The sequence below is a fragment of the Variovorax saccharolyticus genome, assembly GCF_030316765.1.
Lineage (GTDB): Bacteria > Pseudomonadota > Gammaproteobacteria > Burkholderiales > Burkholderiaceae_C > Variovorax > Variovorax saccharolyticus.
The window spans coordinates 1-13,121 of sequence record NZ_JASZYT010000022.1; the positions used below are offsets into that span (position 1 = coordinate 1).

At 63.5% G+C, this 13,121-nt stretch carries 15 protein-coding genes; 9 read left to right on the forward strand and 6 right to left on the reverse strand.

The window, feature by feature from the left end; translation table 11 throughout:
- The 3 genes from QTI45_RS35470 to QTI45_RS35030 form a co-directional block, all read left to right on the forward strand.
- Nucleotides 1–81: IS3 family transposase (locus QTI45_RS35470; RefSeq protein WP_353621352.1), on the forward strand; the 81-nt coding region annotated here is incomplete at its 5' end.
- 856 nt (nt 82–937) lie between these two features.
- Nucleotides 938–1,210: a hypothetical protein gene (locus QTI45_RS35025; RefSeq protein ID WP_286657638.1), complete on the forward strand. Its 273-nt coding sequence runs from the start codon at nt 938–940 to the stop codon at nt 1,208–1,210.
- 485 nt (nt 1,211–1,695) lie between these two features.
- A complete protein-coding gene (locus tag QTI45_RS35030; RefSeq protein ID WP_286657639.1) occupies nt 1,696–1,869 on the forward strand; it encodes a hypothetical protein in 174 nt (57 codons plus the stop codon).
- 306 nt (nt 1,870–2,175) lie between these two features.
- On the opposite strand, the gene QTI45_RS35035 is transcribed toward QTI45_RS35030, so the two are convergent.
- A complete protein-coding gene (locus tag QTI45_RS35035; RefSeq protein WP_286657640.1) occupies nt 2,176–2,712 on the reverse strand; it encodes a L,D-transpeptidase in 537 nt (178 codons plus the stop codon).
- A 141-nt stretch (nt 2,713–2,853) separates the two neighbouring features.
- Between QTI45_RS35035 and QTI45_RS35040 the strand changes: the two genes are divergently transcribed.
- The 6 genes from QTI45_RS35040 (at nt 2,854) to QTI45_RS35065 (ending at nt 7,387) form a co-directional block, all read left to right on the forward strand.
- Nucleotides 2,854–3,186: a hypothetical protein gene (locus tag QTI45_RS35040; protein ID WP_286657641.1), complete on the forward strand. Its 333-nt coding sequence runs from the start codon at nt 2,854–2,856 to the stop codon at nt 3,184–3,186.
- Between the two features lie 913 nt (nt 3,187–4,099).
- A complete protein-coding gene (locus tag QTI45_RS35475) occupies nt 4,100–4,864 on the forward strand; it encodes a response regulator transcription factor (RefSeq protein WP_353621386.1) in 765 nt (254 codons plus the stop codon).
- Between the two features lie 106 nt (nt 4,865–4,970).
- Nucleotides 4,971–5,690 (forward strand): Crp/Fnr family transcriptional regulator, encoded by a 720-nt coding sequence (locus QTI45_RS35050; protein WP_286373837.1) that lies wholly within the window; start codon nt 4,971–4,973, stop codon nt 5,688–5,690.
- Between the two features lie 121 nt (nt 5,691–5,811).
- Entirely contained in the window at nt 5,812–6,504 is a 693-nt protein-coding gene (locus QTI45_RS35055) for a Crp/Fnr family transcriptional regulator (protein ID WP_286657642.1), read from the forward strand.
- 194 nt (nt 6,505–6,698) lie between these two features.
- Nucleotides 6,699–6,941, forward strand: a complete 243-nt coding sequence (locus QTI45_RS35060) for a hypothetical protein (protein ID WP_286657643.1) — start codon at nt 6,699–6,701, stop codon at nt 6,939–6,941.
- Entirely contained in the window at nt 6,938–7,387 is a 450-nt protein-coding gene (locus QTI45_RS35065; protein WP_286657644.1) for a response regulator, read from the forward strand. Before QTI45_RS35060 ends, QTI45_RS35065 begins: the two co-directional genes overlap by 4 nt.
- Nucleotides 7,388–7,760: 373 nt before the next feature.
- Here the strand turns inward: QTI45_RS35065 and QTI45_RS35070 are convergent, their stop codons facing one another.
- The 5 genes from QTI45_RS35070 to QTI45_RS35090 all read right to left on the reverse strand — a co-directional run bounded on the left by QTI45_RS35070 (nt 7,761) and on the right by QTI45_RS35090 (nt 12,966).
- Nucleotides 7,761–8,006 carry a hypothetical protein gene (locus QTI45_RS35070; RefSeq protein ID WP_286657645.1) on the reverse strand — a complete coding sequence of 82 codons (246 nt, stop codon included), beginning with the start codon at nt 8,004–8,006 and terminating at the stop codon, nt 7,761–7,763.
- Between the two features lie 576 nt (nt 8,007–8,582).
- Nucleotides 8,583–9,059: a hypothetical protein gene (locus QTI45_RS35075; RefSeq protein ID WP_286657646.1), complete on the reverse strand. Its 477-nt coding sequence runs from the start codon at nt 9,057–9,059 to the stop codon at nt 8,583–8,585.
- Between the two features lie 14 nt (nt 9,060–9,073).
- The gene (locus QTI45_RS35080) at nt 9,074–10,228 is read right to left on the reverse strand and encodes a zinc-dependent alcohol dehydrogenase (protein ID WP_286373832.1); all 1,155 of its coding nucleotides are present in this window, start codon (nt 10,226–10,228) and stop codon (nt 9,074–9,076) included.
- A 75-nt stretch (nt 10,229–10,303) separates the two neighbouring features.
- Nucleotides 10,304–10,513, reverse strand: coding sequence for a hypothetical protein (locus QTI45_RS35085; RefSeq protein WP_286373831.1), 210 nt, complete (start codon nt 10,511–10,513; stop codon nt 10,304–10,306).
- Nucleotides 10,514–11,820: 1,307 nt separating this feature from the next.
- Nucleotides 11,821–12,966 (reverse strand): sensor histidine kinase, encoded by a 1,146-nt coding sequence (locus tag QTI45_RS35090; protein WP_286657647.1) that lies wholly within the window; start codon nt 12,964–12,966, stop codon nt 11,821–11,823.
- Nucleotides 12,967–13,121: the final 155 nt, after the last annotated feature.

Genomic DNA, 13,121 nt, shown 5'->3' on the forward strand with positions numbered 1-13,121 from the left:
TACAACGAAAAGCGGATCAAGATCTCCCTTGGCTCGCTCAGCCCCGTCGAATACCGGGGGAGCCTTGGACTTGCGGCATAAAACCAGTCCAAGTTTTTATCCGCACCCCCGCCGGGTCAGGATTGCATGGAACTCAACAGCGAAAAGCTGCTTTTGCTGTGGCAAGAAGAGTTGCAATGCTTCGGCGACCATGGCTACCACTCGCCATGGCTGCGACGCCCTCGGCCGCACTGGATTTCGTTCTCGCGCTGAGCGCGTGCATGCGGGTGTCGTCTTTCGTGTTCGCGATGGACCTGGCAGCTTTCACGGGCTGGACTTTGGAGACTTCACGCTCCTTCATCTGCTGGAAAGCCAGAGCGATGGTTGGCTTCCCACCCATGTGCTCGTGCGCATGCTCGGCCTTTCGGTGTTCGAACTGGTTCGCAGATCGTCCTCCTCGAGAAGACCGGCGTTGCGCCACGAGTGCCTAGGCCCGCCCTCGTCACGTGGTGCTGCGCCACGCAGGATGCCAACTGCTGCGGAGCGCCATGTGACCGTCGACGCACACTTCGAGGAACCGGGCGAGAGGTCTATGCGTCTGACCTGGCTTCCCCACATGCGACCCTGCTCTGAATGGCCGCTGACATGGACACGGGCGCGTGAGCGCTTTGCAAAGGTAGATGACCCGCTCACTTTCTCGGCGAAGCAATGAAGCGCCCGCGACGTTGTGCGTCTGCGGAGGGGAGCCGAAGTGATCAGAAGGCGACCACCGCTGGAACGTCGCCACGGCTCTCGGTCACCCCGTCAACCAGCCGACCATAACGGACTGGGGGGCGCGCCTCCCGAGGCGCCGAAGACTCATCCGCTCTTGCGAGAGAGGGCAAGGCTCACCAGTGGCGTTGGAGCGGATTGGTTGACAGCCGAGACCGGCGGATCCGCATCCCATACACTTCTCCCCATGTTCGCGTTCGTTTCGGAAGACAAGTTCGCCGCTGCCGGTCCCGCGGCCGCCGCCGTACTCCGGCACCGCGCGACCGACCCGGAGATCAAGGACGGCGCCTGGAGCTTCGATCGGGGTACCGCGTCCAGCGACGGCAGGTCCAGCGCCTGGGCCAAGTTTTCGCATGTCAGCGAAGAGGGGTGGTACCGCGACATGCTCTCGATCGTGGCGAACGAGCACAAGGGCGGGTGGACCGTCACGCACACCATCGTGCGGGCCAAGAACGCGTAGGCTCCGCGCAAGTCCGTTGTTCGTTGAACCGCCCTTTCTCGCATCAAATTGCGCTCTTGATGCCGGGATGGGACTGAATCAACGCGTTTGTCGCCTCGTTGCGTAGATTGGCTCGATTCGAACGCACTGCTCTCGCGCGGTGTCCACCGAACGGGTCGAGGAAAGCGCCTTCTTCAGCATCGGGCCCTCCATCCCCGCCCACGCTTGCTACGTCAACTGGCCGAGGCGCTTCACCCCATAGGGCGAAGTCCGAGGCCACCGGCCCAAGGAGAAGTCGCACAGCCGGTCGTGCATCGACTGGTCGGGTTTTTCGATGGCGAGGTGTGCCAGCAATCGTGAGGCTTCTTGCGGAGCCTCAGCCCTGCCACTGCCCACGCAACTGACATGCCTGCCTGGGGTCGGGCGCGATCGGACGCGTGGTTTGTGCCGCAGCGACGGCGCCTCCGCCTACGCCCGGCATCTATGGCGGCAAGCATGGTGAGTGCATGACCGATCCCCGCAATGTCGCGCACGACAAAAAAGTGCAACAGGAAAAGAAGCATCGTGGCGAGGAAATCGCTCCGCTGTCCGAGCACGCACCGCAACCAGGGCAGAAGCCAGCACTCAAGCCTGATGCGAGCAAGGATGAGACGGCCGATAAATCAAGCTCGCGAACCTGACGAGCGGCCGTCGAACCGCTGCTTCCGCACATCGAGCCCCACGACTGAGATCGTCACACGGAAAATGGAAGACGAGCTGAGATCCGCCTTGCTCTGGAGGCCCTTGGACGCCCCGTCAGTACCGGCGTAGCCGGGCCGTGCGAAAACACCGACCAAGCGCTTAAAAGCATCCGTTACCGCGGCGGCCGCAATCGGGCAAAGAACAGCGTCTGACCCTTCGCCCGACCGACCGGACTTGATTGATCGACAGCATTGCACCCCGTGAGCAGACGGCGAGCCACCTGTGTCGCCTGACCGCCAGCAGATTCAATCTTCGAACTGAAGCGAAGGGGGCACCTCGGCTCGCCCGCTCAATACCGCAGCCCAGGACCGCACCTCCGGCATAACGTAGACCAAACCCGGCCCTTTGCCCAGAGTCGGCTGGATGAAACGGTCATAGAAGGTGACAGGCACGTTGATACATCCGTAGGAGATGCGGTTGTCTTCCGTCGTCGGCGAGGCCAAGCGTTGCAATCGTCGCTCGGCCGAATTGCTCGTGCGGACGCGATGCATCGAAACCGCGGCGTCGTAGTCGATCCAGACGATGTCTTCGTTCTGAAGGTTTGTGCCGGGCTCTGTGACAAAGCGCCCGGCCGGTGTGGTGCGCTCATCCGGCCGGATATCCGCCATCTTGCGATCGCCGATGCCAGCAACGGAATCGTCACCTTTTGCCAAGCCGAGCAGCACCGGCGACGAAGCCTGCTCATTGCCCTGACCGTCGAAGAGGTGAACGCGCGCGGCGCGCTTGTCCACCACCACGAATGCCTGGCCATGGTTGTCGCCGGTCGCCTGGACCCAGGCCAACAGGGTACCGAGAGGCTCCTGAGCCTGAGCCTGAGCCTGAGCCGCTCCGGCCGCCGAGACGGCAAGAGCGGCGAGCCAGACGTGGACGCGACGAACAGGGCTTGGAACCACGGGCAAACCTAGTTCCGATCAGCGCGCGCCATGCGCGCGGTGCCGGTGCCGCCCGTCGAATTGTCGTTCGCCATCGGCGTGCTGGGCATCGCACTAGGCATCGCACTCGGCATGGCAGCTCCAGGTACTCCGGCGCCCGACGGAGTTGAGATCGAACCGGTCCCCTGCGTGGAGGGCAACGTGCCGGTGGTGCCCATCGGCGTGCCGGTCTGGCTCTGCTGGCCTGCGGCGGTTGCAGGGTTGGGGGAGGCGGTGTTGGGCGGCGTGCCCTGCGCCGACGCCAGCCCCGAGATCGAGATCAAGGCGAAGGCGCTCGCCGAGGTGGCGAGAATGCGCAAAATGGGTGAGCGATTCATGAAGTAGTCTCCGTTGCGTGTTGCACCTGACTGGCTGTCAGGCGACTCCACGGTAGGCGCTTGAGGCTGGCACCCCTGTCAGGAACGAGCGCGTGCGCAACCGGTTCTCAGCCTGCACTGCGTGATCCATCAACGATGGTCCAGGGCAGCTTGCGCAGCGAGCGCAACATGAATCGTCCGGACGAGCTCGTGGGAGTTCAATTTCCTCTTGGTCCTCTGAACTCTCGCGCTTGTGGCTGACATCACCGTGGCCGGAATCGACATAGGCTTTACTTGAACCACGCGCCGTCGCGCGAAACCGTCCATTCCGAAGTGGCCGGCTTCACTTCACCATTCCTGGACGAATATGACCACCGAAGCCTTGATCTTGTCAGCCCTCGCTCTGCTAATCGCAGGCGTTTGGATTTTCGACGCCATGACCCACCGTCCCCCTCCTACGCGCAAGCAGCGCCTGGCGGGTCAGATCAGACGGGCGAGAACCGCCGTTCCCGCCGACTGACGTCCTTGCTCCCACGCGTGCCATTCGAATGGCAGACGCCGCAATGGCTGAACGCGACGACCGCCTTCACCATTTGCGTATCGAACTTGTCCGGGCGGGGCTCGCGGTAGAGCCTTGCCGATGTCTCAATGCAGGCGCACCGATGCGCGCATTCCTCCACCTTTCGCATGGCACCGCAGTCGACATCGCCGGCACAGTTCGCTGATTCTTTTTGCAATGGGGGTGAGTGCGTCCAGCAACCGGCGGGAAGTCCCACTCAGGGCGAGACCGCGCGTCTGCGCGGCGTCAAAAAGGCCTGATCCGAACCCCTCCGTCGCCCGCGCAGGTTGCCGTCCTACAAATGGGCGGATGACCCTCTGCCCCAATCGGCGCGAGCACGCCTTCGTCGCGATTCACAACCGAGCGCCTTCGGCGTACCACGATGTCGCTCAAAACGATCCTTGTCGAGGACAGCGAGACAATTCGCGAGAATCTCATTCCGACCTTGGCGGAGATGGCCAACGCGCATGTGATTGCCGTCGCAGCGACCGCTTCAGAGGCGGTCGACGCACTGGATCGGCACGCGCAGGCGTGGGACCTGGCCGTCGTGGATCTCTTCCTGAAGGAAGGCACCGGGCTGACCGTGTTGCGTGCCGCGCGGGACCGGTTGGCGCACCAACACATGCTGGTGCTGACCAACTATCCCACTGCTGAAATTCGTCGAAGATGCCTGGATCTCGGCGCGGATGGCGTTTTTGACAAGTCACCGAGCTCGAAGCTTTCTTTGATCGCTGTTGTTCGTATAGCGCATAGCGACGGACCTCGAGTCGGGATTCCGGGGTCCATTTCGCCCGCGCAGAGGCCGGCCGACGCGCATTGCGCGATCGCCTTCGCGAACCCGATTCCCGACCCGATTCGTCCTGACCTGAAGCCATCGCCACTATCGGAGCGCGCCGTCGAGCGGAGCGCAAAGAGAGGTGCCAGGCTGTTCGGATGCGCACCGCCAGCACCGGGGTTTTTCAATCTCGCTGGCGGGCCCTTCGACACGGCTGGAGGCGGCGGATCTCGGGTCTGGCTGGCGGCCCCACCCGACCAAGTGGTGCGGCGCCCACCTGTCGCAGCAACAGTGCCATCTCGCCGGACATCTTCGGGCCGCCGCGCCCCACCGATCGACTCGGCGGATCGATTCCATATGGCCCTGACGTGAAAGTATATGTTCGCTACCGAACAGACATGCGCCCGAAAACTGGGTCTACTCGAGGTATTGCAGTGGGACCGCCCGTGTTCCCGTGGCCCGAAAGTGGAGTTCGTCGATGGTGCCCGTCTCAGATGTCGAAAGAAATGACCTGCTCGCGGCACTCCCAGACGCCGAGCTGAAACGTTGGCTGCCCCTGCTCGAACCGGTCGACCTGCCACTCGGCCACGCGGTGTATGAGTCGGGCGCCACGCTCAGCCATGTGTACTTTCCGACCACTGCCATCGTCTCGCTGTTGTACGTGCTTGAGAACGGTGCCTCGGCGGAAATCGCCGTGGTGGGCAGGGAAGGGATCGTTGGCATCTCCATCTTCATGGGAGGGGGGTCCACGCCCAACCGCGCCGTGGTTCAAAGCGCCGGCAAGGGGTTTCGGCTCAGCGCCAAAGCGCTGCAGGACGAGTTCAATCGGGCCGGACCGGTGTTGCACCTTCTGCTGCGGTATACGCAAGCGCTGATCACCCAAATGTCGCAGACGGCGGTCTGCAATCGCCACCACTCCCTGGACCAGCAGCTGTGTCGATGGTTGTTGCTGAGCCTGGACCGCCTGCAGGGCAACGACCTGGTGATGACCCAGGAGCTGATTTCCAACATGCTCGGCGTCCGGCGCGAAGGGGTGACCGAGGCCGCGGTTCAACTGCAGGCTGGCGGCCTCATCCGATACTCGCGGGGACGCATCACGGTGCTGGACCGGCCGGGACTCGAAAAGCGGTCCTGCGAGTGCTATGCCGTGGTCAAGAAAGAATACGACCGGCTCCTTCCCGCCAAGGAAGCGAAGTGACCGAGGCAATGCAATGACGGGCTGCGGAGCGCATACTGGATCACCCATCGAAACGGCATTTGACCCAGCGCTCCATTCAGTTCGCCCCGTCAATCGGAGGAGAACAACAGGAGAGAGCCGCTTGCCCGCCTTCGAGAACCACCTCATCGAGCTGCTACCCCAGGGTGATCGCCGCAAACTCTTGGCCCGCTGCGACGCTGTGCAGCTGGTCTTATCCGACGTGCTCTGCCTTCCGGGTGAGCCCACGCCGTACGTCTACTTTCCCGTCGACGGCTTCATTTCACTGGTCACGACGATCGACGGCAGCCCCGGCCTGGAGGTCGGCATGGTGGGCAGGGAAGGCATGGTGGGCGCGCATGTGGCATTGGGCGTGGAAACCGCACCGCTGCGAGCTGTCGTGCAGGGATCTGGATCCGCCTGGCGTGTCGCCGCGGACGTGTTCAAGGAACAAATCACGGGCAGCACGGCGTTAAAGCGCGTCCTGGACCGCTACGTCTTCGTGCTGATGGCCCAACTCACCACGTCGGCGGCGTGCCTTCGCTACCACGAGATCGGGCCTCGCCTAGCGCGGTGGCTGCTCATGAGTCAAGACCGCGCGCACTCGGACCGCTTCAGAATGACGCACGAATTTCTCGCCTACATGCTGGGCGTGCGCCGCGTCGGCATCACGGCGGCGGCAGGCGTTCTGCAGCACAACGGGCTGATCGAATACGCTCGCGGCGATCTGAAGGTGCTCGATCGCACCGGACTCGAAGCGGCGGCCTGCGGATGCTACGCGGTCGATCGAAAAAGTTATGCCGATCTGCTCGGGTAAGTCGTCGTGCGCCCGAACGGCGGTCCTCCTGTCGACTTTTCCGAGGTATGTGCGCTGCCGCACAGCACCGCACGCGCCGTGGCGATAAGGTGAGCCCTTCACTACTTGAAGGGAGGTCGGCGATGAACGAGAAAAACGGGCTGGCGCACTCTGATGGCGGGGAAATGCCCGCGCCGTCGGAGCAGCCGGCCACGATGAGCTTGCCTGGATGGACGACGCGCGTGGAAGCCGCGGCCGTCTGGAGCGACGGCTCGTGCTACCACGCCGATGTCTCGCGCAACGGCAGTCTCCTGTGCCGCGTCTCCGTGGCAGGATCGTTCTCAACGCGCGAGGCAGCTGCGTCGGCCCTCGAACGCAAGTTGTGGTGCTGGATCGCCGAGTTCGAGGCGCGCGACCACATGGGCAGCAACGCCGCCATGCTCCGGGCCACAGCGTGATCTTCGTCGTCGACGATCATCCGTTGATGCGCGACGCCATGACCATGGTGCTGGGCAGGCTTCGGCCTGGGGAAGAAATCCTAGAATTTGCGTGCCTGGGCGAACTCGCAACTGGCTTGCTCGCCCGCGGGTGTCCCGATGCCATCTTTCTGGATCTGAATCTCCCCGATGCATCTGGATATTCGGGCGTCCGCCAGGTCCGACGACAGTGTCCCAGTGTGCCTTTGGCCGTCTATTCGGCGACCCCCGCCGCCGAAGCGCAACACGAGTGCATCGAAGCCGGTGCCAACCTGTACATCGAAAAAACCGTGAATTCGCAAGGGCTCGCGGCTGCATTGGCGCATCTGCTCAAGGCAACCCAAAGGCCGGCGCTGGCCGAGCGCACCACTGACAGGCAGCATGCGCATTGGCGGCTCGCCCAACCCTGGGCTAGCTCCGCCGCCTGAAGCCAGGCCTCATGCCCCAGCGGACGCCGGTCGAGCGCCTGCGCTCGGCCGCATCGTTCATCCAACGGGTGACCGCTGTCGTCGGCGTCCCTGTGGAGCGCGAGACCGCCTTTACTTCGCAGCGAAGAGGGGCTGGATGGCCCCGCATCTTCAAGCGCTCGCAGAATGCAAGCTATACCCGCCGCCAGACTCGCCACAGCCGTCGAGCGTGCGACCGCAGCGCACCCCGCGCGTCAGCAATCCGTCGAGGAGGGCGTTGCGCGCCGCGATGCTGCCTTGGTGCGCGTGAGCTGCCCCTTCGTGGGGTCGCCGGCGGGCTTCCCCTCACCGCGGCGACCTGGTGCTGCACGCAACCCATCGGGCGCAGCGGCCCTCACCACCGATCATTCTTCACGCGCGCCTCTTCCGGCCGCTCGCGGTCCTGGTACGGGGAACTGCCGTCATGGCCCGATTCACCCACGCCGGCATCGCCGGGGCGTTTGCCCCGGCGCGGCGGGGCGCGGCTCGGAGCGGTCTCCGCGACACCACCGCTTTCGGCATCGGTTTTCGAGAACTGCTTCATCGCGTTCTCGGCCGGCGTCGGGCGCCGCGCGGCAGCGGCGGGGTCTGGGGTTTTCATCGGCTCGACCTCTTCCTCGTGACCGGCCCATGCCGGTCGGCTGCCAGATCAAACACCGTCGCGCCGGACGCAGTCCTGGTTGAGGCGGCCGGTTTTTCGTCGTTCATGTTGGCCCCGCCGCCGCGGGTGGCCGACCGCGTTCCGTCTCCGGTTCCTGTTAGCGAGGGTTCGCGCATTGAAAGCCCTTTCGACCATGACATCACCCTCCGCCCGCCTTGAGTGTCGCCCACGGGCGCGGGCTCGAGGCGCGGCGCCTTGTCAGACCGGAGGATGCGAGGGTTCTCGTTTCACCTTTCTCACCCTGAGGTTTTCGGCGTGGGCACGTGCTGCAGAGTCCTGAACGTCAAAACCACATAGGGCGGATGTGCGCGTCCCCGCTCGACGGATCCAGCGCCCTGTCGCGCGTCGCGACGGGCGCGACAGCGAACCGGGGGCCGTGGAGAATGCCGGGTGGTCCTCAGTGGTGCACTGCCGGGACCAGGACGGCGCGATGCCGACGCCCTGGCTCCACGAAGGTTCACCGTGACTGTCCGGACACGAGGCGGTGGAGGTACGTCGCGAGGCGGCCAGTGCCAATCAGCGACGCCGTGGACGCAAAGCCAGATAGGCAAGGCCGAGCAGGGCAGTGCAGGCCAGCACTTTTTTTGCCGCTCCCATGGGGTTGTGCCGCAGTTCAGCTGCTCCCCCCATCTCGCTGTAGACACGTGGCAATTGGCCGCTCGCCAAGTCCTCGATCAGGCCCTCACCGACGTCCACCCGATCGGCAAGAAGCAGCATCAGCCAGTGGCGAAGGTCGTTCTCGCTGAAGCCGAAGGCGCGTCGACGGATCGTGCCGCTCAGTCCCCGGGGAGGACACGTCGTTCCGAAGACCGGCGTTATCTTCGGACGCTCATTGGAAAGAAGGATCTCGACGCCTCGTCGTTGAGGCTCCGGTGGGTCCGTCCAACGCAGGGGACCCAAGCGGGGCGGCGTGCGTTCCATCGGGTACGCAGGGCGCTTCGTCCTGTCCAGATCGGCGCCCCAGCCGACGATGTGTGCATGGTGGTTCTGCATTGTTGCTCCTTGGTTCACGCAGTTACGCCTGGTGGAATCAGCACGGTCTTGATGCACCCATCGAGTTTGCTCGAAAACAGGTGGTAGGCGTCCGCGACCTCTTCCAGTGGCATGACATGAGAAATCACCCGATGAGGTTCGATGCGCCCCGCCTGGATATGTTCAATGAGCCGGGGCAGGTGGCGCTTGACGCTGGCTTGGTTCATGCGCAGGGTCAATCCCTTGTTCACCGCGTTGCCTATGGGCACTGCGTTGAAGGTCGGACCATAGACGCCGACGATCGAGACGTTGCCACCTTTGCGCACCGAATTGATGGCCCAGTGCAACGCGGTCGCTGACCCGCCCTGAAGCTTGAGCTTGACGCCCGTCAGGTGCTGCAGAGCACTTCCGGCGGCCTCACAGCCCACGCAGTCGATGCACACATCGGCGCCCAGCCAATCGGTCATCTTTTTGATGTGGAGGGCCATGTCCTTGACGGACTTGAAGTCGACCGTCTCGCATTGCGCGAAGCCCCGGACAAACTCGAGGCGGTACTCAACGTGATCAACCACGATCACCCGTCCCGCGCCCATCAGCCAAGCCGACTTCGCGGCGAAGATTCCGACCGGGCCGGCACCAAAGACGACGACGGTGTCGCCTTCCCGAATGTCGCCCATTTCGGCTGCCTGATAGCCGGTCGGAAACGCGTCGGTCAGCATGACCGCGTCTTCGAGCAGCAGCTCATCGGGAATCTTTGTCGGGCCGACATCCGCAAACGGCACGCGAACGAACTGGGCCTGCCCCCCCGCATAGCCACCGGCCGTGTGAGAGTAGCCATAGATCCCGCCCACCGCCGTCGCTTGTGGATTGGTGTTGTGGCAGTTCCCGTAGAGCTCGCGCTGGCAAAAATAGCACGTTCCACAGAACACGTTGAAGGGCACAATCACCCTGTCCCCAAGCTTCAGGTTCTGCACCGTGCTCCCCACCTCGATGACCTCACCCACGAACTCGTGACCGAAAGTGGTCCCGACTCGCGTATCGGGCACCAAGCCGTGATAGAGGTGAAGGTCCGAACCGCAAATGCAGGATCGAAGCACTTTGACAATGGCGTCGTTGGGGTGTTCGATGACCGGGTCAGGCATGGTCTCGGCGCGGACCCGATAGGGCCCTCGGTAGTTCATCGCAAGCATTTCGAGTTCCTTGTAGAGTGGCTTCTCTTTAGTTACAGATTGCACCGCTGCCGTACGCGCGCCAACAGGCGACGGTCAGGTATTCGGCTCACCGTTCTTGTTGCTCTTGGCAACAAACTTGCTCACCGTCACGGAGACCGGGTCGCTGGCGGGAAACGATTCCTCGACCCCCGAGTCCAGCGCGTCCTCGGAGGGCTCCACGAGGGTGGGTTTTTCTGGAAGAGGAGGGAACGTGTGGGAGGCAGCAGTCGGAAACGGCCAAGGGCTTTGAGGTGCTTGAGTCATGAAGGCTCCTGTTCGGTATGGGAAGTGACGCCCTGCAGGACGTGCCGTCGTGCACGCCATCCTGATCGCAATTCCATATCTTCAGTGCGACGCGCCACAGACCAAGCCCGCGTTGTCGCGACCGCACGTAGGTCAGCGATGACGCAACCTTATTCAAACCAAACGGGAGGTCCGCGTGGAGGGCCTGGGGCCAGCACCGACACAGGCGGTAAGCCAAGCCTTTCGAGAACGCCTCGATGCGATCACGCCGATTCGTCCGTCAGGTTCCGCGGCACGCCGGAAGTGACCATGCCTTCTTCGACATGCCGATGGACAAGGACGTCGGAGATCGCTGAAGCCAGCGATTCGAGCAGGACCTTGAGTGCCTGGAGGAGCCATGGGCGTTGAGGTTGGAATCGGCATCGCGAGTGTCAAGCCGCAGCGTCGATTCAGACCCAACGTTTCTGGTTCGATGCTCTCTCCTCAGATTCAGATTTTTCCTCGCGAGGGGCGAAGCCCGACAGGCGGAGAATTCGCTGGAGGCGTGACCAGGCTCCAGTGGACGCCAAACGGCCCCTCGGCCGTGAGGGTCAACCCCGACCGTCGCGGAAAGCCATCCAGCAACCCTCCTCCGGACCAAGGACCCGGCGCGCCGAGGTCGCATGGCGCCCTCCCCACAAAAAGAAAAAGATAAGGTGGGGTACCTGATTCAGCGCCAGATCCATCTTTCCGCGCTGGACGTGCAATCGGGCGCGAATGCACAGCTGCCGAAGGGCCGTTCGACGCGCTCTCCTATGACGTCTCGACCGACAGCAAGACGATTGCCTATTCCCGTTCGCGGAGGGGCTGTTTGCCCATGCCAGTGACTTGTGGCTATGCGATGTCGAACCCAAGACCCACCGCAGGCTGACTTGCGGGCACGCGTTCGTGATGCCGCCGACCTGGTCTCCGGACCAAAGCCATATCGCCTTCACCGGCCTTCCCGCCGCTGAGTCAGGGGCCTGGCCACCTCTTCCAATCGATGATGTCGCCCAACTGTCGGTGCCTGGCCCGTTCATCGCATTCACGAGATGGCGGTGCAGGACCGGGTGCCCTGTGCAGCTCCACTGACGTCGGAGCCCGGATTCCCTTGTCGAGTGCCGACAAGGCCCTGGTCAGCGCTAGCGGGCTGACTCCGCGGCTTCCCCCTCGATCGCGTCGCGGATGAGTTCGGCCCGTGCCCACCGCGCGAGACCGTGCTTTCCATCGGATCCCCATGCAAGTAGGGGAAGAACTACCAAACCAGCGCGTGTTGCCCGTTCAGCGCCAGCGAGGCGCTTCGGAGGGGATCATTGCCGCCGTGGCCCTGGCTCAACGGCGCGGGGCAGTCGGACCGCAAAGGTCGTACCTTGGGCGTCGGTCGAAGCCACGTGTATCGCCCCCCCGTGAGCCAGTGTGGTCTCTCGGGCGATGAACAGCCCCAGGCCCAGACTGGTTCGCGGTCGGCCAGAGTGCTCCCCCTCAACCGGCAGCTGCACCATGGCATTGAAGATCGTCTGGAGCGCGGCGGGGGGAATTGCAGGACCAAAGTTGGTGACCGAGACCACAACCTCATCACCCGCGCCGGCGACATTGAGCAGGACGCTTGTCTCCTTGGCCCGGTATTGAGCTGCATTGGCGAGCAGATTCACCACCACCTGCTGAACCCGCACGGGGTCGAAGATGCCCGAGAGATCACCGTGCGAGGCGTACTCGAAGACGCATTCGGGATTCGCCGACGCCGCGTCGTCCAGGGCTGCCTTTGCGATCTCTCCCAGGTTCGCCGGCACCGCCGAGATGGGCATCTTGCCGCCAAGCTGTGTCCGCGAGTATTCCAGCAGGTCGTTGACCATGCTCGACATCGTGGCAGCACTGCGGGTCAGCCGCTTGCCTATCACGGCATTGGCTTCCACCGACTTCGATCTGACAAGAAGCGCGCCCGTCATGCTGATGGCGGCGAGGGGCGTGCGCAGGTCATGACCGAGAATGGCAAGGAAACGCTCGCGCGTCTTGTCCGTGTGTTCGGAATAGGTCGCGGCCGACTCGGCCAAGGCCTGATCCACGGCTTCGTTGAAGCGCACCAGCTCCTCGTGCACCTCTTCATTGAACTCGCCGATCGTTGGCAGCCAGAGACGCAGCACACTTGCGCGCAACGCTCGGAACTCCGCCGTGAGCTGGACCAAGGAGAAGCCACTGACTTCGCGCAGCGTGCCGTGGACGGACGCTGCGCTCTGTGGCAGCCGGGTGGGGCCATCGCCGTGCGACTTGGCGATCTGCTCCCGCTCGCTTTGAACGCTTTCTATATCCAGCGCTATGGCTTTGATGATCTGATGCGCGTGGTCCCGCAGTGCGTCATTGGACATCAATGCAGCAGCGGGCTCCAGGGTCTTCGCGAAGGCCTCCCACTGCACCAGAATGTCCTCGGCGTTCTGTCGTAGGAACTGGGAAAGATTCATGTCGTCCCTTTTTGGCTGATCTGATGTGCTCCTGTGGATGCGGTCGCTGCGCCAATGGCCTGCCGCTCCGCGCATCTTCGATCATTTCGTGCGGTCCTGCCCGGACCGGATGTGCGTAGAACCGGTCCCGCAGCGTGAATGAAACCGAGTTTGCC

What these genes read in the sequence shown, in the direction of transcription:
- QTI45_RS35050 (WP_286373837.1), top strand. Translation starts at nt 4,971, where the DNA reads ATGGTGCCCGTCTCAGATGTCGAAAGAAATGACCTGCTCGCGGCACTC.
- QTI45_RS35070 (WP_286657645.1), bottom strand. Translation starts at nt 8,006, where the DNA reads ATGAAAACCCCAGACCCCGCCGCTGCCGCGCGGCGCCCGACGCCGGCC.
- QTI45_RS35075 (WP_286657646.1), bottom strand. Translation starts at nt 9,059, where the DNA reads ATGCAGAACCACCATGCACACATCGTCGGCTGGGGCGCCGATCTGGAC.
- QTI45_RS35040 (WP_286657641.1), top strand. Translation starts at nt 2,854, where the DNA reads ATGCGCGCGGTGCCGGTGCCGCCCGTCGAATTGTCGTTCGCCATCGGC.
- QTI45_RS35080 (WP_286373832.1), bottom strand. Translation starts at nt 10,228, where the DNA reads ATGCTTGCGATGAACTACCGAGGGCCCTATCGGGTCCGCGCCGAGACC.
- QTI45_RS35090 (WP_286657647.1), bottom strand. Translation starts at nt 12,966, where the DNA reads ATGAATCTTTCCCAGTTCCTACGACAGAACGCCGAGGACATTCTGGTG.
- QTI45_RS35030 (WP_286657639.1), top strand. Translation starts at nt 1,696, where the DNA reads ATGACCGATCCCCGCAATGTCGCGCACGACAAAAAAGTGCAACAGGAA.
- QTI45_RS35025 (WP_286657638.1), top strand. Translation starts at nt 938, where the DNA reads ATGTTCGCGTTCGTTTCGGAAGACAAGTTCGCCGCTGCCGGTCCCGCG.
- QTI45_RS35060 (WP_286657643.1), top strand. Translation starts at nt 6,699, where the DNA reads ATGAGCTTGCCTGGATGGACGACGCGCGTGGAAGCCGCGGCCGTCTGG.
- QTI45_RS35475 (WP_353621386.1), top strand. Translation starts at nt 4,100, where the DNA reads ATGTCGCTCAAAACGATCCTTGTCGAGGACAGCGAGACAATTCGCGAG.
- QTI45_RS35085 (WP_286373831.1), bottom strand. Translation starts at nt 10,513, where the DNA reads ATGACTCAAGCACCTCAAAGCCCTTGGCCGTTTCCGACTGCTGCCTCC.